The sequence below is a fragment of the Algoriphagus sp. A40 genome, from assembly GCF_002002735.1.
GTDB lineage: Bacteria > Bacteroidota > Bacteroidia > Cytophagales > Cyclobacteriaceae > Algoriphagus.
This window is the reverse complement of record NZ_MUNY01000061.1, coordinates 103627-129784: the sequence shown is the minus strand read 5'-3', so window position 1 is coordinate 129784 and position 26158 is coordinate 103627. Positions and strand designations below refer to the sequence as shown.

At 43.4% G+C, this 26158-nt stretch carries 21 protein-coding genes; 17 read left to right on the top strand and 4 right to left on the bottom strand.

What is annotated here, in order from left to right; genetic code table 11:
• Window positions 1-170: 170 nt before the first annotated feature.
• A complete protein-coding gene (locus B0E43_RS15900; protein ID WP_077351509.1) occupies window positions 171-1094 on the bottom strand; it encodes a ThuA domain-containing protein in 924 nt (307 codons plus the stop codon).
• Between the two features lie 81 nt (window positions 1095-1175).
• On the opposite strand from B0E43_RS15900, the gene B0E43_RS15895 reads away from it, so the two are divergent.
• The 5 genes from B0E43_RS15895 (at window position 1176) to B0E43_RS15875 (ending at window position 7465) form a co-directional block, all read left to right on the top strand.
• The gene (locus B0E43_RS15895) at window positions 1176-2144 is read left to right on the top strand and encodes a PmoA family protein (RefSeq protein ID WP_077351507.1); all 969 of its coding nucleotides are present in this window, start codon (window positions 1176-1178) and stop codon (window positions 2142-2144) included.
• A 30-nt stretch (window positions 2145-2174) separates the two neighbouring features.
• Entirely contained in the window at window positions 2175-3545 is a 1371-nt protein-coding gene (locus B0E43_RS15890) for a Gfo/Idh/MocA family protein (RefSeq protein ID WP_077351505.1), read from the top strand.
• A gap of 59 nt (window positions 3546-3604) precedes the next feature.
• Window positions 3605-4978 carry a putative oxidoreductase C-terminal domain-containing protein gene (locus tag B0E43_RS15885; RefSeq protein WP_077351503.1) on the top strand — a complete coding sequence of 458 codons (1374 nt, stop codon included), beginning with the start codon at window positions 3605-3607 and terminating at the stop codon, window positions 4976-4978.
• Between the two features lie 60 nt (window positions 4979-5038).
• Window positions 5039-6439: an NAD-dependent epimerase/dehydratase family protein gene (locus tag B0E43_RS15880; RefSeq protein ID WP_077351501.1), complete on the top strand. Its 1401-nt coding sequence runs from the start codon at window positions 5039-5041 to the stop codon at window positions 6437-6439.
• A gap of 75 nt (window positions 6440-6514) precedes the next feature.
• A complete protein-coding gene (locus tag B0E43_RS15875) occupies window positions 6515-7465 on the top strand; it encodes an aldo/keto reductase (RefSeq protein WP_077351499.1) in 951 nt (316 codons plus the stop codon).
• Window positions 7466-7501: 36 nt separating this feature from the next.
• On the opposite strand, the gene B0E43_RS15870 is transcribed toward B0E43_RS15875, so the two are convergent.
• Window positions 7502-8122 (bottom strand): phosphoribosylanthranilate isomerase, encoded by a 621-nt coding sequence (locus tag B0E43_RS15870; RefSeq protein ID WP_077351621.1) that lies wholly within the window; start codon window positions 8120-8122, stop codon window positions 7502-7504.
• A 132-nt stretch (window positions 8123-8254) separates the two neighbouring features.
• On the opposite strand from B0E43_RS15870, the gene B0E43_RS15865 reads away from it, so the two are divergent.
• The 10 genes from B0E43_RS15865 (at window position 8255) to B0E43_RS15820 (ending at window position 22519) form a co-directional block, all read left to right on the top strand.
• Window positions 8255-8944 (top strand): hypothetical protein, encoded by a 690-nt coding sequence (locus B0E43_RS15865; protein WP_077351497.1) that lies wholly within the window; start codon window positions 8255-8257, stop codon window positions 8942-8944.
• The gene (locus B0E43_RS15860; RefSeq protein ID WP_077351495.1) at window positions 8931-10598 is read left to right on the top strand and encodes a S8 family serine peptidase; all 1668 of its coding nucleotides are present in this window, start codon (window positions 8931-8933) and stop codon (window positions 10596-10598) included. The genes B0E43_RS15865 and B0E43_RS15860 overlap by 14 nt, the downstream gene beginning before the upstream one ends.
• Before the next feature lie 55 nt (window positions 10599-10653).
• Entirely contained in the window at window positions 10654-11304 is a 651-nt protein-coding gene (gene rpe / locus B0E43_RS15855; protein WP_077351493.1) for a ribulose-phosphate 3-epimerase, read from the top strand.
• A 121-nt stretch (window positions 11305-11425) separates the two neighbouring features.
• Window positions 11426-11929 carry a hypothetical protein gene (locus tag B0E43_RS15850; protein WP_077351491.1) on the top strand — a complete coding sequence of 168 codons (504 nt, stop codon included), beginning with the start codon at window positions 11426-11428 and terminating at the stop codon, window positions 11927-11929.
• 89 nt (window positions 11930-12018) lie between these two features.
• Window positions 12019-13038, top strand: a complete 1020-nt coding sequence (locus tag B0E43_RS15845) for a hypothetical protein (protein ID WP_077351619.1) — start codon at window positions 12019-12021, stop codon at window positions 13036-13038.
• A gap of 95 nt (window positions 13039-13133) precedes the next feature.
• Window positions 13134-15656, top strand: a complete 2523-nt coding sequence (gyrA, locus tag B0E43_RS15840; RefSeq protein WP_077351489.1) for a DNA gyrase subunit A — start codon at window positions 13134-13136, stop codon at window positions 15654-15656.
• A gap of 26 nt (window positions 15657-15682) precedes the next feature.
• The gene (locus B0E43_RS15835; RefSeq protein WP_077351487.1) at window positions 15683-16891 is read left to right on the top strand and encodes a lipopolysaccharide assembly protein LapB; all 1209 of its coding nucleotides are present in this window, start codon (window positions 15683-15685) and stop codon (window positions 16889-16891) included.
• 141 nt (window positions 16892-17032) lie between these two features.
• On the top strand, window positions 17033-18151 hold the full coding sequence (locus B0E43_RS15830; RefSeq protein WP_168171959.1) for an acyloxyacyl hydrolase: 1119 nt from the start codon (window positions 17033-17035) through the stop codon (window positions 18149-18151).
• A 90-nt stretch (window positions 18152-18241) separates the two neighbouring features.
• The gene (locus B0E43_RS15825; RefSeq protein ID WP_077351483.1) at window positions 18242-20704 is read left to right on the top strand and encodes a PIG-L family deacetylase; all 2463 of its coding nucleotides are present in this window, start codon (window positions 18242-18244) and stop codon (window positions 20702-20704) included.
• Between the two features lie 105 nt (window positions 20705-20809).
• The gene (locus tag B0E43_RS15820; protein ID WP_077351481.1) at window positions 20810-22519 is read left to right on the top strand and encodes a sodium:solute symporter; all 1710 of its coding nucleotides are present in this window, start codon (window positions 20810-20812) and stop codon (window positions 22517-22519) included.
• A gap of 70 nt (window positions 22520-22589) precedes the next feature.
• Here B0E43_RS15820 and B0E43_RS15815 read toward each other — a convergent pair whose 3' ends face one another.
• A complete protein-coding gene (locus tag B0E43_RS15815; protein WP_077351479.1) occupies window positions 22590-23438 on the bottom strand; it encodes a DUF2911 domain-containing protein in 849 nt (282 codons plus the stop codon).
• A 180-nt stretch (window positions 23439-23618) separates the two neighbouring features.
• On the opposite strand from B0E43_RS15815, the gene B0E43_RS15810 reads away from it, so the two are divergent.
• Together B0E43_RS15810 and B0E43_RS15805 are read left to right on the top strand one after the other, a co-directional pair.
• Window positions 23619-24539 carry a glyoxylate/hydroxypyruvate reductase A gene (locus B0E43_RS15810; RefSeq protein ID WP_077351617.1) on the top strand — a complete coding sequence of 307 codons (921 nt, stop codon included), beginning with the start codon at window positions 23619-23621 and terminating at the stop codon, window positions 24537-24539.
• Window positions 24540-24548: 9 nt separating this feature from the next.
• On the top strand, window positions 24549-25391 hold the full coding sequence (locus B0E43_RS15805; RefSeq protein WP_077351477.1) for a universal stress protein: 843 nt from the start codon (window positions 24549-24551) through the stop codon (window positions 25389-25391).
• Here the strand turns inward: B0E43_RS15805 and B0E43_RS15800 are convergent.
• Entirely contained in the window at window positions 25378-26097 is a 720-nt protein-coding gene (locus B0E43_RS15800) for a tetratricopeptide repeat protein (RefSeq protein ID WP_077351475.1), read from the bottom strand. The two genes, B0E43_RS15805 and B0E43_RS15800, sit on opposite strands and share 14 nt — an antisense overlap.
• Window positions 26098-26158: the final 61 nt, after the last annotated feature.

The window sequence follows — 26158 nt, the reverse complement described above, 5'->3', positions numbered from 1 at the left end:
AAGGTTTAATTAATTAAATAAACTGATCGGACTTTCGAATTTTACCAAAATCACACTTGTTAAAAAAAAGTAATGGCGCTGAAAATCCATTTCCAGCGCCTTTTTTTTAAATCCGAAATCCGAAATCCAAAATCCGAAATCCAAAATCCGAAATCCGAAATCCGAAATCCTTATTTCTTCAAAGGGGTTTCATCGCATTCTACATCACCCGCCACATACTGCATCCCATCTAGGTAGAATTGAAGTAAATCTGGGTTTTCAAAACTCTGCGCATTGTGAGAAGGTGAGATGTACATCACTTTTCCTTTGCCTTCAGGTCTGATCCAAGCGACATAGGTTTTTCCTTCGGTCAGTTCCTGACCTTTTCTTTGGCTTTCAATCTCCGAGTTGTTGAAGTAGAGCAAAGGTTTGAAATCCAGCTCGGCATAGGCGTTTTTGTAGAAATAGGGTTCGTCGACGTGATTGAAACCTTCTGCTGGGAAGGCCTGCACCAAGGGGTGTTTTGGATCTTCCAATCTTACCTGAATAGGCTGTTGTTTTGGATGGTAGTCGAAGCTTGCCCCCAATAAACGGCTAAAATCCCAGGAATTGTTCAGTGTCGTCACCCCACCGTGAACAACCAGCAAACCGCCACCTTTTTCGACGTACCTGAGTAGATTAGCTTCCAGTTCCAAGGCTTTTTTCATAGAAGTTGCTGAATCCACAGCGGTATTTTCCTTCAATTTGTCCCAGAAAAGATTGCGGTGATCACCGATCGAGCAGGTATTGTTCAGGATCACGGCGTCATACTTTTTAAGGTTTTTGGCTTCAAATTCAGCGATATCCTTGCTGCCGGTCACGGAAAAAGTCCCGCTTTTTTCCCCGACGATTTTGAGCATTTCTTCGGTATGCGGGATCACCCAATGGTTGAATCCGGTGTGCAGGGAGAAGACCAGGATGTTTTTCTTTTTAGCAGGGAAAGTGGCCTTTTCGGGTGCAAGAGATTGGATTTTGTCTTTCCAGGCCTGATCCAAAGTGACTTCTTCAAGGCTTTGTGCGCAGGCAAAATTCAGGGTGAACAGGAAAACGATTGCGTAGAAAATGGGACGCTTCATAGGTTAATGGGATAATTGACTTGAGTCTTTGTGTGAGATTTTGATAACTTGAATTCTCAAGCCCAATAACCTCAATTTTCAATGCGTTTCAAAAGCATTTTCCTTGGACAGCTCTTTTTTCTGGTTTTTTCTACGGCATCGTTTTCGCAAAAAGTAGATCTGAAAGAAACTTCCAGCGGAGTGGATTTTCTGATTGACAATCAGCGTGTTTTGACCTATCAGACAGCCACCACCGAAGTGCCGGAAGGTGTGAAAGCTGACTTTAAAAAATCAGGCTTTATCCACCCAATTACCTCGCCTAGTGGCCAGGTTCTCAGTCGAGTGCAACCTCCGGATCATTACCACCATTACGGGATTTGGGGGCCTTGGACACGTGCCACCATCAGTGGGAGAGAGGTGGATTTTTGGAATTTGGGGGACGGAAAGGGTCGCGTAGACTTTGCAAAAATCCTCTCCAAAAAAGTGGCTGGCGGTGCAGCTGAGTTGAATGTCCGACAAAATCACTTGGATCTAAAAGCTCCGGAAAGTGAGAAGTTGGCCATTGAAGAAGACCTTCGCATCAAAGTAAAACCGGCTGACAAAGGTCGGTATATGGTCGATTATACCACGACGATATCCACCAAAATCCCCGGCGGAATCCTTTTGGACGACTACAGATACGGTGGTGGAATTGGTTTTAGAGCCACTGAATTGTGGGGAGATGCGAACAGCACAATCCTGACTTCTGAAGGGAAAAGCCGGAAAGATGCCGATGGCTCCAATGCCAAATGGATTATCGTGAAAGGCAAAACTGCCGATGCTTCAGGACAAAGCGGTATTCTTTTTCTAAGCCACAATACCAATAAATCCCATCCCGAACCGCTTCGTGTGTGGCCGTTGGGTCAATACAAAGGAGAGGGAAATGTTTTTATCGAATTTTGTCCGATTCGACACGAATCTTGGGAAATCCAGCCCGATCAACGATATACCTTGAAATACAGAATGATTGCCTTCGATGGAGAACTTTCGCCTGAGGAGGCCGAAGCTTATTGGAGAGCATTTGTGAAATAAATAGACCCTTTACTACCTGATATTATAGCTATGGAAAGAAGAGATTTTATAAAAAAAACCGCTCTGGCAACGGCTGCTTTTGGGTTTCCAACGATTGTACCTGCCTCTGTTTTTGGCAAAAATGCCCCAAGCAACAAGATCAACATCGGCCAAATCGGTTGTGGTAGAATTGCCCGGGATCATGATTTACCCGGAACTTGGCAGCATGATGTAGCCCGGATTGTGGCTGTCTCCGATGTGGACAGCAAGCGGATGGCTGATGGGAAAAAATTGATTGAGGAGTATTACACCAAAAAGCTTGGTGAGAAATACATGGATGTGAAGCAATATGGCAACTACCGTGAAATGCTTCTCAGCAAGGACATCGACGCAGTGATCATTTCCACACCAGACCATTGGCATTCTCAGCCGGCTATGGAAGCTGCTTTGGCAGGAAAGCATATCTATGTCCAAAAACCAACTTCTCTGACCATCCGTGAAGGCAGACAATTGGTCAATGTGGTCAATAAAACCGGAGTAGTACTTCAATTGGGAACACAACAGCGATCCAGCGAGCAATTCCGTGTGGCTGCTGAATTGGTGAGAAACGGTCGAATAGGAAAACTTCATACGGTAAGAATCGGCCTACCCGGAGATCCAGCCGGTCCGGCAGCACCAGTAATGCCGATCCCTTCAAATCTCAATTTTGGCATGTGGCTGGGATCTACTCCAGAGGTGGATTATACCGAAATCGGCGTTCATCCGCAAAACGATTACAGCCGTCCTGGATGGCTCAGGCTTGAGAATTATGGTGCTGGGATGATTACCGGCTGGGGTCAACACCATTTTGATTCAGCAGCTTGGGGAATGGATACCGAACTGACTGGACCAAGATTTATTGAAGCAGTAGCAGAATTTCCGAGATCCGGACTTTGGAATGTCCATGGTGATTTCATGGTCAAAGCAGAATATGACAATGGTATTACCATGCTAACCTCGGGAGGATATCCAAATGGAATCCGCTACGAGGGAACTGAGGGATGGATTTGGGTATCAAGAGGTAATTATGTCGCTTCTTCCTCAGATCCGGTTGTGGCCGGTAACAGTGCTAAAGCACTCGACGCATCCGATCCGAAGATTTTGCAATCCGTCATCGGTGAAGGTGAAATACGCCTGACCCGAAGCACCGAGCACCATGGCAATTGGCTAGACGCAATCCAAGGCAAAGGCGAATTGCTTTCTCCTGTTGAAATTGGTCACAGAGCCTGCTCTGTATGTCTGGTAAGCCATGTCGCAATGAAACTGGGAAGAAGACTGGAATGGGATCCTGCCAAAGAGCAGTTTGTCAACGACACGGAAGCCAACAGCCATCTCAGCAGAACCCAGCGAAAACCATGGGGAACAGATTATGTGAAAGTCTGATTACCTGTTATCCGATTATTTAACTGATTCCACTTTTGGTATTTCCTAAAATTGAAACTATGTATTCCAATAAAATTAAAATGGGGGCCGCATTGGCCCTTTTTGCCGTTTCTTGTTCCAGCCCAGAGGTGAAAACAGAAAATGCTGAATCCGATTCAAAAGTGAGAATCATGACTTTGGATCCGGGGCATTTTCATGCCGGATTGATCCACAAATCCATGTATCCTTCAGTGGATTCCACGGTTTATATTTTTGCTCCGGAAGGACCGGAGCTCAAAGATCACCTGAATCGGATTGCCGGATATAACAACCGTCCTGAAAATCCCACTGCCTGGAATCTGGAAGTGTACACAGGTGCAGATTTCCTGCAAAAAATGATTTCCCAAAAGCCCGGAAATGTGATGATGGTGGCTGGAAAGAACGACCGAAAGGTGGATTATATCCTGGCGGCAATCGAAAACGGAATCCATGTTTATGCCGACAAACCTTTGGTGATCAATCCTGAAGGATTCAAGAAATTGGTGAAAGCATTTCAGCTTGCCGAGGAAAAGAATCTCCTGCTTTTTGATATCATGACGGAGCGGTTTGAGATTACCACTTTGCTTCAGCGGGAAATTTCCATGATACCGGATGTTTTTGGGGAGCTTGAGACAGGCACGCCTGAGAATCCCGCGATCACCAAAGAATCGGTTCACCATTTCTTCAAATACGTTTCAGGTTCGCCATTGATCCGGCCGGATTGGTTTTTTGATGTGAACACGGAAGGCGACGGAATTTTGGATGTGACGACGCACTTGGTGGATTTGATTCAGTGGGAGGCGTTTCCTGAAGTGATTTTGGATACTACGGATGTTCAGATGCTTTCCGCAAAAAGATGGGCGACTTCACTGACTTTAGAGGAATTCCAGAAAGTGACGGGCAAAACCGAATTCTCAGATTTTCTTCAAAAGGATGTTAAGGATGGCAAATTGGAGGTTTTTTCAAACGGAGAAATGAACTACACGCTGAAAGGCAAGCATGCAAAAGCAAGTGTTATCTGGAATTTTCAGGCACCGGAAGGAAGTGCAGACACCCATTACAGCATGATGCGCGGTACCAAAGCCAATCTGATTATCCGTCAGGGAAAAGATGAAAACTATCGACCTGCTTTGTATGTGGAGTTGATCGATTCGGAGGTGGCTCAATTGGAAAAGGCGGTAAAAGAAACACTTCAGGCTAAGTATCCGGGTATTGATTTGATGAAAATGCCTTCTGGCGAATACCAAGTGATCGTTCCTGATTCTTATCATAATGGGCACGAAGCGCATTTTGCGCAGGTGACTGAGCGGTTTTTGGAATATTATAATGCCGGGAAAATGCCAGTTTGGGAAGTGCCCAACATGATCACCAAGTATTTTACTAATATTAAAGCAAGGGAATTTGCGCTTAAATAAAGAGAAAAAATAAACAGAGGAAGGCTGAGTTGGTTTCATTTTCCAACTCAGCCTTTTTTTATGCACGATTCCAGCCCTCATGTAGATAGCCAAAAACTCACAGTTGCCATCGCAGGTGCAGGAGGATACATTGGAAGCTGGTTTATTAAACGTTACCGTGATAAGTATAATCTGATTGGGTTAAGTAGGCAACAGGTTAAATCGAATCCTTTCCCAGAGGTGGAATGGAGACAGGTGGAGCTATACTCGATTACTTCGACGGTAGAGGCTTTGAAAGGGGTGGATGTGGCGATTTATTTGGTTCACTCCATGAATGCATCGACTCGGCTCAATCAGGGGAGTTTTGAGGATACTGATCTGTTGCTTGCAGATAATTTTAGCCGGGCTGCTGCCATCAATGGTGTCCGTCAAATCATTTACCTCGGAGGACTTCTGCCAGATGAGCAGGAGGAAAAGCTCTCTCGGCATCTGAAAAGCCGGCTGGAAGTGGAACGAACTCTTGGGTCCAGAAAGTCAAAACTTACCGCCCTTAGGGCCTCGATAATTGTTGGTCCTGGAGGATCGAGTTTTGATATGATCAAAAACCTGGTGCGGAAACTCCCAGTGCTGATGTGCCCAAAGTGGACCGAATCCATGACCCAGCCCATTTCTCTAAAAAACACGCTGGAGATACTTGATTCCTGTATTAGTAATCCAGATGTGTTTGGAAAAGTGATTGAAATCGGCAGTCCTGAAGTCATGTCCTATCGAAGCATGCTTGAAAGAACCTCCAGAGTAATGGGCAAAAAGCGATTGGTGTTTTCTGTCCCCGTTTTTTCACTCGGCCTTTCCAAGTTTTGGGTTGGGTTATTTGGCGAAAGCCCACCTCAGTTGGTTTCACCATTGGTAGAAAGTCTACGGCATACTCTGATAGTGACACCCGAACTGAGTTTCAAAGAAAAAGTAATCAATTACCAAAGTTTTGAGGATTCGGTGAAAGACGCTTTAAATTCAAGTGAAACGCCAAATCTGCCAACTTTTTTCAAAAACAAAGGAGTCAAAAATACAGTAAGGTCAATCCAGCGGATGAGTAATCCGGGAAGAAACTCTGCCCTTTGGGTTGCCAAACGGTATAATCTCTGGCTTCCGAGTTACTTCCGTTTTTTGATCAATGGAAAAGTGAATGAAAAAGGTGAAATCGGGTTTCATTTGCTATGGGGCAAAAAACCTATGCTTCAACTTACCCTGATTCCAGATCGGAGCGAAAAGGAACGACAATTGTTTTATATCACAGGAGGATGGTTGGTGAAGCGGTTTGATTACGGTTGGCTGGAGTTTAGGGAGGTCTTGGACAGCAAATACATTATCTCTGCTATTCACGAGTTCGTACCAAGACTTCCTTGGTACGTATATGTGAGTACGCAGGCAAAGTTTCATGTTTGGGTAATGCACCAGTTCAAAAAATACCTAGAAAAGAAGTAGATTTATAAAGATGAAATTCATTTTAGGATAAAGTTTTAACCCAACTATTTTAGAGAAATCAGTAAAAACTACACCATGAAAAATCTGGAATTTAAGAACGGAGATAAGGTACCCATCTTGGGTTTAGGAACTTGGAAAAGTAAACCCGGAGAGGTGAGGCAGGCGGTCTATTGGGCAATTGAGGCTGGTTATCGGCATATTGACTGTGCTGCTATTTACCAAAATGAGCGGGAAGTCGGTCAGGGAATTGCAGATGCAATGGGAGATGGATTGGTCAAGCGAAAGGACCTTTTCGTGACTTCAAAGCTTTGGAATGACAGCCACAGACACGAGGATGTCAAGCCTGCCCTTGAAAAATCTTTGGGCGACCTTCGCCTGGATTATTTGGACTTGTATTTGGTGCATTGGCCGATTGCATTCAAACCGGGAATTGGTTTTGCCACTCACAGGGAAGAATATTACACCTACCAGGATGTGCCATTGACTCAAACTTGGGAAGCTATGCAGGAACAAAAAGCCAGCGGATCGACCAAGCATATTGGAGTATCCAACTTCAACCAACCCAAATTGAAAGAGCTTTTGGGGTTGGGGGGAGAAGGTCCTGAAATGAATCAGGTCGAAATGCATCCATTTTTGCAACAGGCAGAATTGGTGAAATTTTGCTCCGAAAATGGGATTTTGATGACAGCCTATTCACCACTGGGTTCACCGGATTCTCGAAGTGAGAAACATAAAAACGATCCATCGCTACTTGAAAATGTTGTGGTTAGCTCTATTGCTAAAAAACATTCTGCGACGATTGGTCAGGTTTTGATTGCTTGGTCGATTGCCAGAGGAATTGCCGTTATTCCCAAATCTGCGAATCAAGGTCGGATCATCGAAAACTTAAAATCCGCAGATCTGAATTTGGATGTGCAGGATATGGATGCTCTGGCAGCAACCGGAATTTCACATCGTTTTGTAGATGGGAAATTTTTCACCGGTACTCAGAGTCCCTATAAGTTGACAGACTTGTGGGATAGTTAACAAAACAACCCCGGCCAATTTCGGTCGGGGTTTCTTTTATTCCTCAGTTTCAAGTATTTCAAGGATATCGGCCAACTGGTCCAAATCTTTCAGTCCGGGCTTGGTTTCTTCCCCTCCGCTCAGGGAAATTCCAAAAATCTCACAAGTTTCGACCAAGTCCATTACATTGTTTGAATTGATGCCTGATCCAAGGATTACCTTGCAGTTTGTGGCAAGTTTTTTAACTGCAGCAAGTTGATCTTGGGATAGTTGGTCATTTTTAGAGGTCAAATGTAAAATGATCCCTTGTTTGCTGAGAATTTGGGCGACTTCGGGTTCGAGGTGAAGAATTCCTCCGAGGTCCGCCTTAAAAATCAGGGAATAGCCTTTGCCTACTAGGGATTTTAATTCCTCGATTTGATCATATTCAATCCATGTGATAGCCGGGTAATCTTTGAGAATTTCCAGAAGATTCGGCTTAGAATTAAAGGTGAATTCCCCAACAAACTCCACTCCGGATACCCATCCGGTGATTTCTTTGAACAGTTCCGGATCGATGATTTTTCCGGAAGGATCATTCAGATTAAACCCCAAAAGGTTGACATACATCCCCGCTCCATATCTGGCCTCGGTGAGATTGGAAATACTGTTTAATTTGACAAAAGTCTTAAGTGCCATGGTAGAAATTGAATTGGGCGCTAAGGTAAGCAGGCCTTTTTTCCCGGAAAAGTAATTGACCTGCATCAAAAAAAACTCTAATCCTTCCACGCAGCCGAAAAATGAATGTATTTTTAAGAATAAATATTAGGTATGCAAAAACGGCTTCCATTGCTCTTGATGGTACTTAGCTTTCTTTTTACAGCTTGTGAAGAAAAGACTGAATCACCTGAGCTTGATTTGCAGCAGGAATTTCAACCCTTGGGCATTGGGCTATTTTGGATATACGAAGTGGATGAGACAATTTATTTCGGCGAAAATGATGCTGAAACCTTTCATTATTTTTACAAAGATTTAGTCAGAAGTTCTTATCTGAATGCTGAAAATGAAGTGACCTATATTGTGGAAAGGACCAAATCATCGGATCGGACAGACTGGAGTTTCGAATTGGAATATACCCTCATTTATCGGGACAGGCTGTTGCTCAGAACGACCAACAATTTGCCGCTTGCTGCTTTGGTTTTTCCACCTCAGGTTGGAAGAATTTGGAACGGAAAATCCTACCAGTCCGAAGGAGATGACGATTTTGAAATCGAATTTTCCGGTCAATCCCAAACTCCTGGATTTGAAGATATTTCTGCTGTGAGAGTTTCCCAGGAAAATCTGGACGATAAAATAACCATCCGCGACATACGGTATGAAGTGTTTGGGGAGGAAGTGGGTCTTTTGGAAAAATATGACGAAGTTTTGACCTATTGTTCCCGGAACGATTGCTTGGGCGATCTGTTAATCAATGGTGGCAGCAAGACTCATTTGAAATTGGTGGACTATGGGAGGAATTAAATTTTGCTTGGGGTTTTTGGTGTTTCTGGTAGCTGGATTTACGGTCCAAGCTCAGGATCGCTATGCGGTTTATTTCAAATACAAACCCCAATCTGCTTTGACGCTTTCCAAGCCTCAGGAATTTTTAACCCAAAAAGCAATCGATAGAAGAACTAGAGAAGGAATCCAGGCTGATAGTTTGGACCTGCCGGTTTCTGCGAAATATTTGGAGCAAGTTGCACCCATTTCCAAATATGTTCTCTATTCCAGCAAATGGATGAATGCTGCTGTTTTGGTCACTGACCAGAAAGGTGCAGAACAAATGGAGGCCCTTCCTTTTGTCCAAAAAGTGGAACTCGTGGCCCATGATTTCCTTGCGATGCCAAATGCCAGAATGAGGTATAAGGTATTTGCTTCGGTCACTTTGGCAACTAACTGCAATGAACCCAAGCTGAACACCCGCGAGCTTGCCATTTCCGCCAACTCTTATGATTTTCAAAATCAGCTGATCGGTATCGACAAAATGCATGAGGAAGGCTATACCGGAGATGGGGTCACTGTTGCGGTTTTTGATGCAGGATTCCCAGGGACAAATACCGCTTCGGCCCTATCACACCTGGTGAGCAACAAGCAAATCGTGGGACAGCGGGATTTTGTAAGACCCTGGAATACGGAAGTATTTATGGATAATCAGCACGGGACAAATGTTCTTTCGCTAATCGCGGCAAATGAACCCGGAAAACTGGTTTCAGGCGCTTACGACTCAGATTACATTTTGGTTCTGACTGAGGAAGTGGCTACAGAATATCGAATCGAAGAATTCAACTGGGTCAGGGCGGCCGAATATGCAGACAGCCTTGGAGTGGACATTATCAATAGTTCAGTCGGTTATTGGGATTTTGATGATCCAGCTATGAATTATACCATTGAAGATCTGAATGGTGAAACTGGAACCATTACAAAAGGAGCTACAATAGCTGCGGAAAAAGGGATTTTAGTCGTAAACAGTGTCGGGAATTATGGTTCCAGAGGAGTTTCCAGTTTGGTGGCACCTGCAGATGCCAAGGGAATTATTTCCATCGGCTCGGTTACTACAGCTGGAGGAGTTTCCGGGTTCAGTTCTCGAGGTCCAACCGGCGACGGCAGGTTTAAGCCAGAACTGGCCGCATTCGGTGATAATCCGGTTTTGATCAGATCCAACGGAGCTGTGGGATCTTCCAACGGTACTTCTTTTTCAGCGCCTCAGATATCAGCTTTGGCGGCAGGACTTTGGGAGGCAAGGCCTGATTGGACCAAGGATGAGTTGATCGAAGCACTCATCCGGAGTGCAACCCAATATGAATCTCCCGACAACCTCCTGGGATATGGTGTCCCAAACTTTTTTGATGCGCTTTACGGAGAAATCCTGGCTGTGGAGGAAAATGAAAACCTTGACTGGAAGGTTTACCCCAATCCATTGGTCGAAAATGAAATTTCCATTCGTTTTGGTATCGGTCTAAAAAGCAGCTTTGAGCTGATCGAAATGACCGGAAGAACTCTGATTCAATTGGAATTGACCCGTAACGATCCAAAATCCCCATACAAGGTCCAATTGGAAGGCATCAAACCGGGACTTTATCTGATTCAGATGCGAGAAGGAGCTTTGGTCAAACAAACCAAACTTTTGAGACAATAGGAGATTTTGGCACAGAGAAGAATTTCACTTGATTTGTAAAGCTTAAGTAATTGCCATGTTTCCTTTGATTGCCCCCTCAATACTCGCCGCCGATTTTGCCAATCTCCAAAAAGAAGTAGAAATGCTTAACGGCTCCAAGGCCGATTACATCCATGTGGATATTATGGACGGAGTTTTTGTACCCAATATTTCCTTTGGTATTCCGGTCACAGAAGCCATCCATAAACATGCAAAAAAGCCCTTGGATGTGCATTTGATGATTGTAAATCCGGATGCTTACCTAGAATCGTTTAGGAGGGCAGGAGCTGAGATCATTTCGGTGCATTACGAAGCCTGTGCTCATTTGCATCGCACGCTTCAGGCAATCCATAAATTGGGAGCCAAGGCCGGAGTGGCCATCAATCCACACACCTCTGTGAACCTTTTGGAGGAAATCATATCGGAGGTTGATTTGGTATGTTTGATGTCCGTCAATCCTGGTTTTGGTGGCCAAAAGTTTATAGAAAACACCTTTTCCAAAGTGGAAAGACTCAAGGAGCTGATACTAAGAAAGGGCTCTCAGGCTATGATTGAGATTGATGGAGGAGTGAATTTGGAAAATGCCCCAAAGCTGATTGCCGCAGGGGCAGATGTGTTGGTAGCGGGAAGTTTTGTGTTCCATTCCCCTGATCCTAAAGCAACTATTGCCGGTTTGAAGTTAATTTGAGCCTTTTCAATTTTTTCTTAAGCCGTTTATCATAAAATATCTTAAACGGGCCTTTTTCTGCTTGGATTTGGTTTCCAACCCTTTTTTATTGTAGAATTAACCATTTAAAACCAATACAAGTATGAGAAAGATTTGGATGTTTTTGTTCCTTTTTGGAGGATTGAACTTGGCAGCATTTTCACAGGAAGCTGCTGTGGAAGAAGAGGTTACGGAGGAAGATCTTAAGAAGTTCGCAACCGTTGAAGTGATGACATCAGAATTTGTGGAGAAAAAAACCGGAGAGTTAAAGGATATGATTCTCAACAACGAGGTCATCGAAGGTGGAGCAAGGTACAACGAGATCAAGGTGGCCTGGGGAGATGCTGCAAAAGAGGCTGTGATTAAGTTGACAGATGAAGAAAGAACTGCCTATAAAGCAATCAAGGATTTTCAGGATTCTCTTCAGGAATCAGTTGTTGAATACAAAACTGAATTGATCAAAGACGATAAGGTACTTGGTGTCGCCACTTACAATAAAGTAAACGGAGCAATCAAAGAGGATCCGGCGATGAAAGAAAAACTGGATCAACTGGTGGCTGAAATGAAAGATAAAGACGACGACGGAAAGATAAAGTCTGGTGAATAAACCGATTGGCAAAAGATTTGAAGAAGCCTCCCAAAAAAAGAGGCTTTTTTTTTTTCACACAAACTGTTCCTGATTTTCGTTATCAAACCATGACCAAAAGAAATCTTCTCCCCATCGCCTTTGCCTTCATGCTTGTACAAATTCCTTCCTGGGCTCAGGATGAGGATGTTTTTGGGATTAGCGAGAAAGCAAAGAATCCAAAAAGTGAATCAGGAGTCGGAAACGTAGTCCGCAATGTGATGGAAATGTTTGCGTTGGAGATTTCCACTGGTGCGGCATACCACCAAATGAGTACCAATTTTTACTCACCAAACCCATCACTTTATCCCATATCCCAATATCAAAACTTCGAAAGTTCCAGCTATTCACTTCAGGACACACTTTCCTTGTCGAGTAATGAGTGGATTTTCCCACTTATTAATGGAGGTGTTAGAGTCAATTTATTTAACCTGCTAACCATTGGTGCAGGGTATGGAATGGAATGGGGGAATTTGGCTCCAATGAGAGGAAATGACTATGAATTCCCATTTGAAGGCTCGACCTATCAAATCAGTAAAACCTACGGAACCGTCGGTTTGGTGCTCTACGACGCCAAGCGCCGTCAGGGATTTCTCAGATGGAAATACAGAAGATACAGTACCAATAACCTGTATATGCAATCCGAACTCACCCAAAGAGCACGACAAAATTATCCCTGGAGATTTATTTTGGAGGGTGAGTTTGGGAAAATGAAGCTTAAAAACGCCTATGATCCGGCTCTTGATGCAGGATCCATTCCATATGTTCCAAGACTGGCGGTCTCCGAGGATCCTTACTTTGGAGTTTCGATGCGGGTTGAATATGATTTTTCAGAATACGCCAAGCTGTTTTTGAAAGGTGGAGCTGAGTTTAGAGAGTTTACCTATGCAGCATCTGACTTTTCTGAATTTCAGAACATTGAGCAAAATGTCTATGGCTTGCTGGCCGGTTTGGCTATCAAAATCCCCGGGACAAAAAGATGTAAAATCGGAGGCTGTGGGGTGGTGATGAAACACCTACACGACGGGATTGAATACCGGGGCAGTTCTATTTTTAATATGCAAAACCGAAAAATCGGGCAGTGGTATTGAGTCTTTGAATGGGCTACAAGGTTTGAATCAGGGGTTTCGTAACCTTACAGTTTTTACTATCTTGCAGCTTAATTTGAAGCGCGAAAAAGTACAATATGGCCCAAGGAGAGAACGAGCACATCATACCAATTAACATTGAGGAGGAAATGCGGGGTGCCTACATCGATTACTCGATGTCGGTCATTGTTTCAAGAGCACTTCCTGATGTCCGAGACGGACTTAAGCCAGTTCACAGACGCATTCTTTATGGAATGCAAGAACTTGGCGTTTTACACAACAAGCCTTATAAAAAGTCAGCAAGAATCGTAGGTGAGGTTTTGGGAAAATACCACCCTCATGGTGACTCTGCAGTATACGAGACCATGGTTCGGATGGCCCAGGATTGGTCCTTGCGATATCCAATGGTGGATGGACAGGGTAACTTTGGCTCAGTCGACGGAGACAATCCTGCTGCGATGCGATACACTGAAGCAAGGCTGAAAAGAATTGCTGAAGAATTGCTCGTAGATATCAACAAAGACACGGTTGATTTCCAATTCAACTTTGACGATTCCCTAAAAGAACCAACAGTTCTTCCGGCTAAAGTACCTGCACTGCTACTGAATGGGGCTTCAGGTATCGCCGTAGGTATGGCCACAAATATGGCTCCTCATAACCTGGGTGAAGTCATCGATGGTATTGTAGCCTATATCGAAAACAGAGAAATTACCATAGCTGAACTGATGAAGTTTATCATCGCTCCTGATTTCCCGACAGGAGGCATCATCTATGGTTACAATGGGGTAAAAGCGGCATTTGAGACCGGTAGAGGCCGAATAGTTGTCCGTGGAAAGGCCAATGTGGAGATCAAAGACGGTGGAAACCGGGAGATGATTGTCATCACTGAGATTCCATATATGGTCAACAAGGCGAACATGGTGGAAAAAACCGCCGCCCTGATCAACGAGAAAAAAATAGAAGGTATCTCTGCTATTCGTGATGAATCTGACCGATCCGGTATGCGGATTGTGTACGAACTCAAGCGTGACGCGATATCCAGCGTGGTATTGAATAACCTTTACAAGCACACTGCACTACAGACTTCATTCTCAGTTAATAACGTAGCACTTGTCAAGGGCCGTCCTTATACATTAAATCTTAAAGATCTTATTGTTCATTATGTGGCACACAGGCATGAAGTCGTGGTCCGCAGAACTGAATTCGAACTGAAGGAGGCTGAAAAGCGAGCACATATTCTTCAGGGATATCTGATTGCTTTGGACCATTTGGATGAGGTGATATCATTGATTAGAAGTTCTCCGGATCCTGAATCTGCCCGAAATGGCTTGATGGAGCGATTTGAATTAAGCGAAATCCAGGCCCGTGCGATTCTCGATATGAGATTGCAGCGTCTTACCGGCATGGAGCGCGATAAGATCATCCAGGAATACAAAGAGATTATGGCCTTGATCGAGGAATTGAAAGAAATCCTTGCCAACGAAGACAAGCGGATGGAAATCATCAAAACTGAACTTCAGGAAGTGAGGGACAGGTATTCAGATGACCGCCGTACTGAGATCGAGCACAATGCCGAAGATTTCAGCTACGAGGATATGATTCCTAATGAAGAGGTGGTAATTACCGTTTCTCATCAGGGATATGTGAAGCGTACCGCACTGACAGAATACCGAACTCAAGGCCGTGGTGGAGTTGGATCCAGAGGTGTCAGCACCAAAGAAGACGATTGGACGGAGTACATCTTTACCGCATCCACCCATAATTATCTATTGATTTTCACAGATAAAGGAAAGCTTTTCTGGCTAAAAACCTACGCGATTCCAGAGGGTTCAAAAACAGCAAAAGGCCGACCTATCCAAAATCTGATCAATATTGAATCTGACGATAAAATCAGATCTATCATTCAGGTGGAGAGTTTGGAAGATCAGGATTACCTCAACAATCACTTCTTGGTCATGATCACCAAAAAAGGTGTCATCAAGAAAACCACACTTGAGCAATACAGCCGCCCACGTTCCAATGGTATTATTGCATTGAATATCAGGGAGGATGACCAATTGGTGAATGTAAACATGACCAATGGAAAACAGCATATTGTGATCGCTGCAAAATCAGGAAGAGCAATTCACTTTCCTGAAACTGCCGTTCGCCCAATGGGAAGAACAGCGACAGGCGTAAAAGCCATAACGTTAAATGGTGATAAAGATTATGTCATTGGCATGGTTTGTGCCTCAGAGGAAAGCGCAACACTTTTGGTAGTGTCCGAAAAAGGTTATGGAAAACGTTCCGAACTTGAGGAATACAGAATTACCAACCGTGGCGGAAAAGGCGTGAAAGCAATGAATGTCACCGACAAAACCGGTGCTTTGGTTGCGATCAAGCAAGTGACTGATTCTGATGATTTGATGATCATCAACAAGTCTGGAATCACGATCCGAATATCCATGGATCAATTACGAGTAATGGGTCGTGCGACTCAAGGAGTGAAGTTGATTAGAGTAGGAGAGGGAGATGAAATATCCTCGGTTGAAAAGATTTCAAAAGAGGAAGAGTTGGAAGAACCAACTTCTCCAGAAATTGAAAATCCAACTTCCGAAACACCTGAAGAAACAACTGAATAACCGAACAATTAAGAAAAATAACACGAATGAAAAAGCTAATCTTATCAATGGTACTGGTTGGTGCGACAACCTTGGCCTTTGGACAAAAGAAAGTAGTTAAAGAAGCTGAAAAAGGATACAAATCCGGAAATTATGAAGCCGCTCTAACTGCAATTACCGCTGCTGCAACAAATCCTGAAACAAGCGGTGACCCTGCAACATTCCTCCTGAAAGCACAAATTGAAACCAAAATGTTTGGGGCCGATTCTTCCAATACCATGGAGACTGTGACTCTTGGGGCCAGTGCATTGGAAACTTACAATAAGACTTTCGAAATGGCCGGAAGTGACAAGACTGCTGGAGTAGGTGAGGAAGTTTATGCTGAGGATATGCCGGGAGTACCGGATAATCTCAGACCATATTCTATTTTCACTCTGAAGAATCTTGCCTTTGACAAAGGGATCGAAAGATTCAATGTTGACGACGCTGAAATGGCGTATGAATTCTTCAATTTGGCTGGCGAAATTGATTTGAAGGATACCACCATCCATTACAACGCTGGTTTCCTTGCCAATGACCTTGGTAAATTTGATGAGGCCAAAAGGCACTTTGGATATCTTTTGGACGTACCTGGATACAACAAGTTGAATGCTTACTATTTCATGGTTCAGATTTTAAGTACTGAGGAAAAAAATCCGGAAGCTGCATTTGAACTTGTAACCAAAGCAAAAGCTGAATATCCGACTGATAAAGTTTTGGCAGAATATGAAATTCAGCTTCTACTTCAGTTGAATAAAATGGACGAAGCAATGGCTCAGATCAAAGATGCCCTTGCAAATGATCCAAATAATACCGGCCTTTTGTTGAGATCAGGATACCTGAAAGAGCAGGCAGGTGATTTGGAAGGTGGATTAGCTGACTACAAGAAATCTGTGGAAATTGATCCAAACTTCTTCGAGGGTAATTACTATACAGGCGCCTTGTTGCTGGAGATGTCTAGAAAGATTCTAAATGATTTGAATTCTCTCTCTGATGCAGAATGGGAAAAGCAGTCTCAGACTTTGGGCAAGCAAGCGGATGATTTTTACAAGCAGTCTGTTCCTTATTTCACCAAAGCAATTGAAATCAAACCGGACAACACAGACATCATGATTATTCTGTTCCAGGTGCATACCCGATTGAAAAATACGGCAGAAGCTGAGGCTTTGAACAAAAAGCTGGTTGAGCTTCTTGGGCCAAACTGGCAAGAAAATTAATTCCAACACAAGAGAATGGCCGGCTGAAAAGTCGGCCATTTTTTTTCAAATAATTTTTGGCCTTTGCTAATGGCCGGGTTTATTATTTCTTTTCGTTTTTTAGATACTTTTGTCTTTCCCAAATCCTGTGCTGTAAAAATTATGTTTAAACTGATTAAGGTTGGATTTTTTCTCTCTTTTGTTTTTTTAGTGACTGGTGTTTTTGCACAGGAACCCAGATTTCAAAAATCTCTCAATTTTTCCTATGAAACTGGACCAATGCTTAGTAATGGAACAGACTGGGGTGACAAAGTGAAAGGTGCCGTGAATTACAAGGCTCTCGATTTCAAAATCGGCTGGCGTAAAATCTCCAATACTCCATTCAATTACTTATACCGTTATCCCACATTGGGGTTTGGATTTAATTCTGCCTTAGAAAACTATGAGGAAATCGGCCGCCCTCAAGCGGTCTATGGTTTTATGGAAATTCCATTTTCGGTAGCAAGAAATAGCAGAAGGGTTAGTTTTGGATATTTTCTCCAACTTGGAGTGGGCTTCAACTTAAATCCTTACGATTCACTGTCCAATCCAGACAATAAATACATCGGTTCAAATATCAATGCCTACATCAACATGGGATTGAGTTCCACAATAAAGTTTTCCGAGCGAACCGACCTTCAGGCAAGTTTTGGATTGAAGCATTATTCGAATGGTGCTACCAAAAAGCCAAATGCCGGAATAAATCTTTTCCCATTGAACCTCGCAATGAAAATCAAACTCGGAGACATCAAATCAATTCCGGATGCTGCTCCCGAAATCCCAAAAAAATCACTCCGGACATTTTGGAATTTGACCTTATATACCGGAATGAAAAATTATGAAATTGGTGATCCGGCCTATTTCAGGGGTGGATTGGGAGTCAATTACCTTTTAGAACCCTTATACAAATACCGTTTTGGTTTAGGACTTGACTTGTTTTGGGCTCAGGGTATGGAAGCCAGATTTCCAGAGGAAGATTTTTCTTTTAAAGACCAAACTTCCCTTGCGGTTGTTGGATCTTGGGAATGGCAACTTACAGATAGACTGTATGTACCGATTGCCTTTGGGGCTTACTTATACCGGAACGAATTGAACCAGGAAATGACCTGGTTTTATGAGAGGATAGGGGCGAGGTACCGGTTTGACAACAACATGTTTGCAGGGATGCAAATCAAAGCCCACAAGGCCAAAGCTGACTTTTTCGAATTTACTGTTGGTTATACAATTTCGGGAAAAAGGTGAGTTAGCCCATTGGAATTTTATCCATTGATCACAAAATATTTTTATTTCGCTTAGGATTCAGATAGCTTACTGCGTCAATTAAAACCCATTATGCTTAAACCAAAGGTGATTCAGACGTTTGTTTACGTTTTATTTGGATTTTTTAGCTACCACACTCAAGCTCAGTCCATTCCTTCCTCTCAGATTTATCATCAGCTTCTTCAATTGAAGGAGACAAAGCGGGTTCTTTATGTTGCTGCACATCCTGACGATGAAAACACGCGGCTGATCTCATATCTGGTCAATGGAGAACATGCCGAAGTTGCATACCTCAGCGTGACCCGTGGCGATGGAGGGCAAAATCTTATTGGCAAAGAACTGGGAATTGAATTAGGACAGATTCGGACACAGGAACTACTCAAAGCCCGCGAAACGGATGGTGGAAGACAATTTTTCACCCGAGCGATGGATTTTGGCTACAGCAAAAATCCTGACGAGACGCTTCAAAACTGGGATAGGCAGAAGGTTTTGGCCGATGTGGTTTGGGCTATCCGCAAATTCCAGCCAGACATTATTATTACACGCTTCAATACCATTCCGGGAGTTACCCATGGGCATCATACGACCTCGGCTATTTTGGCAGGAGAAGCCTTCGAACTGGCCGGAAAATCAGTTGCATTTCCAGAGCAATTGCAATGGGTAAAACCTTGGCAACCCAAACGGATTTTCTTCAATGCCTATAATTTTCAGGGAGAATTTAAACCTGAGGAAGGAAAGAAATACCACATTTTCCAAGTTGGTGGGTATGATCCACTTTTAGGAGAAACGTATCACCAAATTGCAGCAGATAGCCGAACCATGCACAAATCCCAGGGCTTTGGGGCCACCGCGGGGATCGGAGATGCCAAGGATTTTATCCAATTGGTAGGTGGGGAAGATTACAGCCAAAATGCCTTTGATGGAGTGGTTGACCGTTGGGAAGCCGTCCCCGGAGGAAAGGAAATCAAAGCTCAAATTGCACAGTTGATTTCTGGTTTTGATTTTACCCAACCTGAAAAAAATGTGGCCGGTTTGCTAAAACTTAGGTCTTCTTTGCTTGGATTAAATTCTAATGAAACATGGGTTACCGAGAAAATCTCCAAACTGGATCAAACCATTTTTAAGGCCTTGGGACTAGAATTTGAATTCAATGTCCGAAAGGAATGGGGTTTTCCCGGGGAGGAAATCAAGGCTGAACTGGTTTTTAACAATCCATCATCTCTTGCAATCCTTGGAATTAACTTCAAAATGAATGAGGTTGATTTCCAAGGTAAAAATGAAGAATTGAATGATAACAAAACTCAGGCATTGCCGGTAGTTTTTACCATTCCTGAAGACGCTTCCTATTCTCAACCCTATTGGCTAGAAAATCCGATCGACGGTGCGCTCTATGATGTGAGGGACCAAGCCCAAATCGGGAAACCATTCAATGATTCAACTCCCTCGGGCAGTTTGACTTTTGGGATCGCAGATCAGCAATTTTCCGTTTCGGTTCCATTGAAATATAAATTCAATGATCAAGTGGATGGGGAGGTAAAGCAACCCTTTGTAATAGTTCCTGAAGTTGACTTGGCGGTTTCGAAAGAAAATGTTTTCCTGATCGGTGGTGCTGATCCCACTGTAACTGTTTCTGTAAGCTTTAAAAGCCAATTTTTGGAAGGAGAGCTTGATTTTGAAGGCTTGGATAAAACCCAGTTCAAAATACTGAGCATTGAGGATGTGATGATTCAGAAAAAGCGGGTTTACCAAGTTGCTTTTTTACCAAATGGAAGTGGAAAAAAGAGAGTGACAGCCCGATTTACTACTCCAGATGGCAAATCCTATGATAAGAGTACCAAAACAATTTCCTATAAACATATTCCAAATCTGACTTACTTTTTCCCGGCGTCACTTAATCTGATTCAGGCAGACTGGAAAGTGTCCGGTGAAAAAATCGGGTACATACCAGGTGCGGGAGACGATGTGCCTGGAGTGCTTTCGGCATTAGGATACAAAGTAACAATGATCGGTCCAGAGGATTATTCATTAGATTATTTGAGCCAGTTTAAGGCAATTGTGGTAGGAATCCGAGCCTACAATACCAATGAAATCCTAGCTGCAAACCAACAGATCTTGATGGGCTATGTCCGGTCTGGTGGAAATCTTATCGTTCAATACAGTACCAGTTCACCTCTTTTGACAAATCAACTTGGGCCATTTCCATTCACAATCGGAAGGGACCGGGTGGCTGTGCAGGGTTCTCCTGTGACGGCTGATTGGACAAGTCCTGTTTTGGCAAGGCCAAATAAAATGGATGAACAGGATCTGGAAGACTGGGTGCAGGAGCGGGGCCTTTACTTTGCGACAGCCATTGATTCAGCCTACCAAACTCCCTTAATTATGCAGGATCCGGATGAGCCATCCAGTACCGGTTCACTAATAGTGGCAAACTATGGGGAAGGAACATTCGTGTACACCGGGATTTCATTCTTCCGGCAGTTGCCGGCAGGCGTCCCCGGGGCAATCAAATTATTCATAAATCTGATCGAGCAATAAAGAAATGGAGGAAAAACCGATTCGTTGGAAAGCAATCTATCTTGGACTCATGGCTAGCTTGATGGTGATGATCGCCTTGTTTTATTGGTTAACCATAGCTTTTGCATGAGTACTCTCGATTGGATAGTCCTTTTTTGGACCTTGATTTCCATTGCCATATATGGGATCTATAAGACCCGGGGGAAAAAGAATCTTGATTCTTATCTCCGTGGTAAAAACTCCATGAACTGGTGGACAATCGGGCTTTCGATCATGGCAACTCAAGCTTCAGCGATCACTTTCCTGAGTACACCGGGACAAGCCTACGAGGACGGGATGCGCTTTATCCAATTTTACTTTGGGCTTCCTCTGGCGATGATTATCATTTCTGTAAGCTTCATCCCGATCTATTACAAATTGAAAGTTTACACGGCGTATGAGTATCTGGAAAATCGATTTGATCTTAAAACCAGGACTTTAACTGCCCTGCTTTTTATTACTCAGCGAGGTCTGGCGGCAGGTATTACCATTTATGCTCCTGCCATCATTCTGTCCACCTTGTTGGGTTGGAACCTTACTTGGACCAATATTTTTATCGGGGTTTTGGTGATTCTTTATACTGTTTCCGGTGGGACAGAAGCTGTATCAATCACCCAAAAGCAGCAAATGGCAGTCATGATGGGAGGGATGATTTTGGCTGGGATTATTGTGATCCAGTTGCTTCCGATATCCTTTCAGGATGCGCTACATGTAGCCGGGAAAATGGAAAAACTCAATGCCGTGAGTTTTGAATTTGATCTCGCAGACCGGTATAATGTCTGGTCTGGCATGACCGCCGCAGTTTTTCTGTTTTTGAGCTATTTTGGTTCTGACCAAAGCCAGGTGGGAAGATATCTTTCAGGGCAGACGCTTACCCAGAGTCGAATGGGTCTGATCATGAACGGATTTTTGAAAATCCCAATGCAGTTTGTTATCCTCTTTATCGGGGTGATGGTTTTTGTTTTTTATCAATTCATCCAGCCTCCTGTAATATTTAATCAGGTCCAGACTGACAAGCTTCGCCAAAGCGAGTATGCTTCGGAATATGAGGGCGTGGAGCAAAAATATAAGGCAAGCTTTGAATCTGGAAAGCTGGCCTATGAGGAAATGCTGACGGCTATTGATGCCGGAGAAGAGGAAAAAGCAGATTTGGTGAAAAGTCAGATAAAGGAAATAAAAGCCGAACAGGGATTGATCAGGGAGGAAGCTAAGGCTCTTATTCTGAAAAATGACCCGACAGCTGAAACCCGGGATACCGATTATATCTTCATGCGATTTGTGATGGATTACCTTCCGAAAGGAGTTGTGGGCTTATTGTTTGCAGTGATCTTCTGCGCGGCTATGTCCTCATCTTCCTCAGAACTGAATGCTTTGGGATCGACCAGTACAATTGATTTGTATAAAAGGTCCATAAAAAAAGACGCAAGTGACCATCACTATCTCATGTCCTCTAAATTCTTTACTGCATTCTGGGGTTTGGGGGCAATTCTTTTCGCAACCTATGCATCACTTTTTGAAAATCTGATCCAAGCCATAAATCTTCTCGGTTCGCTCTTTTACGGGACAATTCTTGGGGTTTTCATAGTCGGTTTTTTTATGAAATTTGTCAAAGGGAGGGCTGTTTTCATCGCCGCTTTGCTTTCACAAGCTTTGATTTTGCTGATCCATTTTAAGAATGGCATCGGGATTTTAGGCTTCCATTGGGACATTGGATTCCTTTGGTACAATGCCGTTGGTTGTATTGCTGTGATGCTGTTTGGAGCGATTTTGCAGCCAATTGTTGGGAAGAAAATCTAAAAATCCGATAGTATAGAATACAAAAAAACCTCCGAATGAAGGTTCGGAGATTTTTTATTGAATTCAGGTTTTATTTTATCGACTTAATCAGCCTTTCATTCAGGGCAACATAGTCAGGGTTATTTTCCTTTTCTGCCATTGCTTTTGATTTGGTTGCTGAGTCGAGCGCTTCGGTTTTCATGCCCAGAGCCAGTTCGATTTTTGCCCTAACATGGACTGTCCAATATTTTGGGTCTTGGTCGGTGGATTGCTTAATCCACTCATAGGCTTGATTTAAGTCTTTGCCAGTGGTGAAATAGTAGTTGGCAGACTGAAACAGCAAGTTGGGATCGGTGGCTTTGGCATCAATTACCTGCTTCTGGATATCGGCCATCACGATGGGATCCACTTCGGTTTCAATTTTGAATTCAGCTTTGGTGTTTTCCCACTTCAGTGCAACTGTGGCGCTGTTGTCGGTGAGGTTGTTGAAAGTGATTTCAAAAGTCTCATATTTACTACTCGTTTTGGAAGGTTTTACCTTCATTCTCATTTGGTCATCAGCCGGGTTATAGCCAATAGCACCCCACAGTTTGGTGTTTTTGCTCAGGAGAATTGTCCACTCAGTTTTGCCTGGGATAGCATAGAGCGCATAGGATCCAGCGGGTACTTTCTGACCTGCAATGCTCACTTCGGTGGAAAAAGTAATGACCGTAGGTGAATTGGCACCAGTTCTCCAAATAACATCATAAGGAACCAATTCGCCGAAAATCTTCCGGCCTTTGGTACTTGGTCGACTGTAATCTACTGTGACAACTGATAATCCCACCTGTTGGGAGATTTTTGAGCTCGGACTTGCCTGAGGCATTTGGATTTGTTGGGCAAAGCTTACAAAACTAGCCAGGAGCAAGGTTAGGAAGGCGAAAGTAAATTTGTGGGACATTTTTCTAATTGGGTTAAGTTTAACTGTCAATCTAAAAATTCGTAGGAAGGTTTAATTTCCCCGTGCAATTTCACGGTTTTCTTTTTTCTTTTTCACAAAACCCAAGCGCTTTTTTGATTAATGGCCTTTGAAGGGCTTTCGAACTTGGTAATTTTACTATGCAACTCAAAAACACCAAAAATGAGCTTAGCTATTATTAGCCCCGGACGGAATCCAAAAGTCTGGATTGATGCATTGACTTTTCATCAGCCTGATATCGATATCCAGGTTTACCCTGATATCAAGAGGCCACAGGATGTAGAGATGGCCTTACTTTGGCAGCACCCTCCTGGATTTCTGAGCACGCTGCCCAATCTAAAACTGATCAGTTCCTTGGGGGCAGGCGTGGACCATATTTTAAGCGATCCCGCGGTACCGGAATCTTTGCCGATTGTACGGATTGTGGATGAGAAGCTGACTTGGTCCATGACCAATTATGTAGTCATGGGCGTCTTGAATTTTCACCGGCAGATCACCCGGTACCAAAATGATCAAAAGCGCAAAGTCTGGGATATGACCCATCCTGAAATCCCAGTGAAAATCGGGGTGATGGGAGTGGGAGCTTTGGGCGGAGATGTGTTGGACAAATTGAATTACATTGGATTTCCTGTATTTGGATTTGGCTTTACGGAGAAAAAAGACTTTCCCTATCCTTATTTTTCCAAGGACCGACTCCAGGATTTTCTTAATGAAATCAATGTCCTGATTTGTCTGCTTCCTTTGACTCCTGACACGGAAAATATCCTGAATTTGGACCTGTTTCAAAAATGCAAACCGGGCACTTTCCTGATCAATGTCGCCAGAGGAAAGCATTTGGTGGAAGAAGATTTGATTCCGGCACTTGACAAAGGCTATCTCTCAGGTGCGCTTTTGGATGTCTATCGAAAGGAGCCTTTGCCCGAAAGTCATCCGTTTTGGGAGGAAAAAAGGATTCAGCTAACTCCGCATATTGCAAGTGTTACCAATCCCCAAGCAGCAGCTCCTCAGATTATTGATAACTTCAGGAGACTGAAATCCAACCAGCCGCTTTTGAATATCGTAAACCGCCAGAAAGGTTATTGATTTTTACACATGGAAAATATTTTTAAGATTCTCTGTCCGACAGATTTTTCAGAATGTTCACTGAACGCCATCGAATATGCCTCCCGTTTGGGTGAAAAATTCAAGGCTCAGTTGGTTCTTTTTCATGTTTTAAACAGGGAGGATTACCAAAAGCTATCCCCAATGGACACTGAGGGGAAATTCCAAAAAGAATTTGTTTTGGAAAAGCTGAAGAACCTTCAGAAAGCTGTTCTTGACGAAGGCCTTCTCAATGGATTGAGGGGGTGTGACATTGCGATCCGTGAAGGAAAAATCGTGAATGTGGCCTTGGAATATGCCAAGGAAATGAAGGCTGATTTAATTGTGGCTGGAACCGAGGGCTTGAATGATCTTCGTGCTCATATCATTGGAAGTCGTGCAAGCCGCATGGTGGAGCAGTCAGACCGGGACATATTGATCGTTCCAAGAAAAGTCTTTTTTAAGCCTCCCAGAAAATTTGTCTATGCCTCTGACTACCTCGAAGAGGATAAGTTGGCCATTCAAAAAGTGGTAGAAATGGCCAGGTTCTTCGATTCAGAGATTGATTTGGTTCATGTTTCATCCCATCAAAAGGCAATTGACAAATCCCTTCACATAGCCATGGTAGATGAAATCCGGCCTTTCGTGCGTTACGAAAAAATAAATTATGTTCTCAAATCCTACCGTGATGAACTCGCCTTGGGATTGGAAAATTACCTGCAGGTGGCCAAAGGGGATATTCTGGTAACTTTGAGTAAGAAAAAATCCTTTTTTGACCAGATATTTTCAAAGAACCTTTCGAAGAAAATGTCATATTTCCTGAACAAGCCGCTTTGGGTGATCAAGAGTTTTTAGGCTTTTTACCGGAAAATATTCCTTTCAAGAATACCCCGAATTCTTGTCGGGTTTTAGCATCTCCAAACAATGATTTAAGGGTACTCCAAAAATGGCCAGAACTCATTTTTTTTGGTTCGTCTTCCTGCAATGGTGTTGGCTGAGGCGTCTCAGGTGATTTTTTATTTCCAATAGGAGGTAAGTCGTTTCCTGTTTGTTGAGGTTTATAGCCTACCAGTCCATCCGACTTTTCAAAGCTCTTTTTGGACCGATCCTTAAATCCTAGTTTTTCCTCCACTAAACCTTTGTTATTGTAGGCTACTGCATCCTCTGGATCCAGTTCAATTGCTTTTTCATAGTCTTCAATGGCGCCTTGAAGGTCACCGATCCGGTCTTTGAAAAATGCCCTGCTGCTGTATCTGTAGGGGTTTTTGGGATCCAGGTTTGCAGCTCTGTCAAGTTCGGTGAGTGCCTCTTCATTTCTACCCATCAGATGCAAAACCACCCCGCGGTCACTGATGTAATCGGTATTGTAAGGCTCCAAAGCAATTAAAAAATCAAAGTCCTCCAAAGCTGCTTCTCCTTTTCCCATGCGTGTCAAAATCCTGCCCCTGTAAAGATGAAGTTCTGCTTGTCCTGAGTGCTTTGAAATCAATTCATCAAAACAGGCCAAGGCCTCTTCAAACTTTCCCTCTTTATACAGCGACATCCCCTTTTCGAAACTCATTTTCCTTTTTTTAGAAGTGATACAAAGTTAAGCGAGGAATAGTTTACCAAAGAATATTTTC

What these genes read in the sequence shown, in the direction of transcription:
- B0E43_RS15900 (WP_077351509.1), bottom strand. Translation starts at nt 1,094, where the DNA reads ATGAAGCGTCCCATTTTCTACGCAATCGTTTTCCTGTTCACCCTGAAT.
- B0E43_RS15895 (WP_077351507.1), top strand. Translation starts at nt 1,176, where the DNA reads ATGCGTTTCAAAAGCATTTTCCTTGGACAGCTCTTTTTTCTGGTTTTT.
- B0E43_RS15890 (WP_077351505.1), top strand. Translation starts at nt 2,175, where the DNA reads ATGGAAAGAAGAGATTTTATAAAAAAAACCGCTCTGGCAACGGCTGCT.
- B0E43_RS15885 (WP_077351503.1), top strand. Translation starts at nt 3,605, where the DNA reads ATGTATTCCAATAAAATTAAAATGGGGGCCGCATTGGCCCTTTTTGCC.
- B0E43_RS15880 (WP_077351501.1), top strand. Translation starts at nt 5,039, where the DNA reads ATGCACGATTCCAGCCCTCATGTAGATAGCCAAAAACTCACAGTTGCC.
- B0E43_RS15875 (WP_077351499.1), top strand. Translation starts at nt 6,515, where the DNA reads ATGAAAAATCTGGAATTTAAGAACGGAGATAAGGTACCCATCTTGGGT.
- B0E43_RS15870 (WP_077351621.1), bottom strand. Translation starts at nt 8,122, where the DNA reads ATGGCACTTAAGACTTTTGTCAAATTAAACAGTATTTCCAATCTCACC.
- B0E43_RS15865 (WP_077351497.1), top strand. Translation starts at nt 8,255, where the DNA reads ATGCAAAAACGGCTTCCATTGCTCTTGATGGTACTTAGCTTTCTTTTT.
- B0E43_RS15860 (WP_077351495.1), top strand. Translation starts at nt 8,931, where the DNA reads ATGGGAGGAATTAAATTTTGCTTGGGGTTTTTGGTGTTTCTGGTAGCT.
- rpe (WP_077351493.1), top strand. Translation starts at nt 10,654, where the DNA reads ATGTTTCCTTTGATTGCCCCCTCAATACTCGCCGCCGATTTTGCCAAT.
- B0E43_RS15850 (WP_077351491.1), top strand. Translation starts at nt 11,426, where the DNA reads ATGAGAAAGATTTGGATGTTTTTGTTCCTTTTTGGAGGATTGAACTTG.
- B0E43_RS15845 (WP_077351619.1), top strand. Translation starts at nt 12,019, where the DNA reads ATGACCAAAAGAAATCTTCTCCCCATCGCCTTTGCCTTCATGCTTGTA.
- gyrA (WP_077351489.1), top strand. Translation starts at nt 13,134, where the DNA reads ATGGCCCAAGGAGAGAACGAGCACATCATACCAATTAACATTGAGGAG.
- B0E43_RS15835 (WP_077351487.1), top strand. Translation starts at nt 15,683, where the DNA reads ATGAAAAAGCTAATCTTATCAATGGTACTGGTTGGTGCGACAACCTTG.
- B0E43_RS15830 (WP_168171959.1), top strand. Translation starts at nt 17,033, where the DNA reads ATGTTTAAACTGATTAAGGTTGGATTTTTTCTCTCTTTTGTTTTTTTA.
- B0E43_RS15825 (WP_077351483.1), top strand. Translation starts at nt 18,242, where the DNA reads ATGCTTAAACCAAAGGTGATTCAGACGTTTGTTTACGTTTTATTTGGA.
- B0E43_RS15820 (WP_077351481.1), top strand. Translation starts at nt 20,810, where the DNA reads ATGAGTACTCTCGATTGGATAGTCCTTTTTTGGACCTTGATTTCCATT.
- B0E43_RS15815 (WP_077351479.1), bottom strand. Translation starts at nt 23,438, where the DNA reads ATGTCCCACAAATTTACTTTCGCCTTCCTAACCTTGCTCCTGGCTAGT.
- B0E43_RS15810 (WP_077351617.1), top strand. Translation starts at nt 23,619, where the DNA reads ATGAGCTTAGCTATTATTAGCCCCGGACGGAATCCAAAAGTCTGGATT.
- B0E43_RS15805 (WP_077351477.1), top strand. Translation starts at nt 24,549, where the DNA reads ATGGAAAATATTTTTAAGATTCTCTGTCCGACAGATTTTTCAGAATGT.
- B0E43_RS15800 (WP_077351475.1), bottom strand. Translation starts at nt 26,097, where the DNA reads ATGAGTTTCGAAAAGGGGATGTCGCTGTATAAAGAGGGAAAGTTTGAA.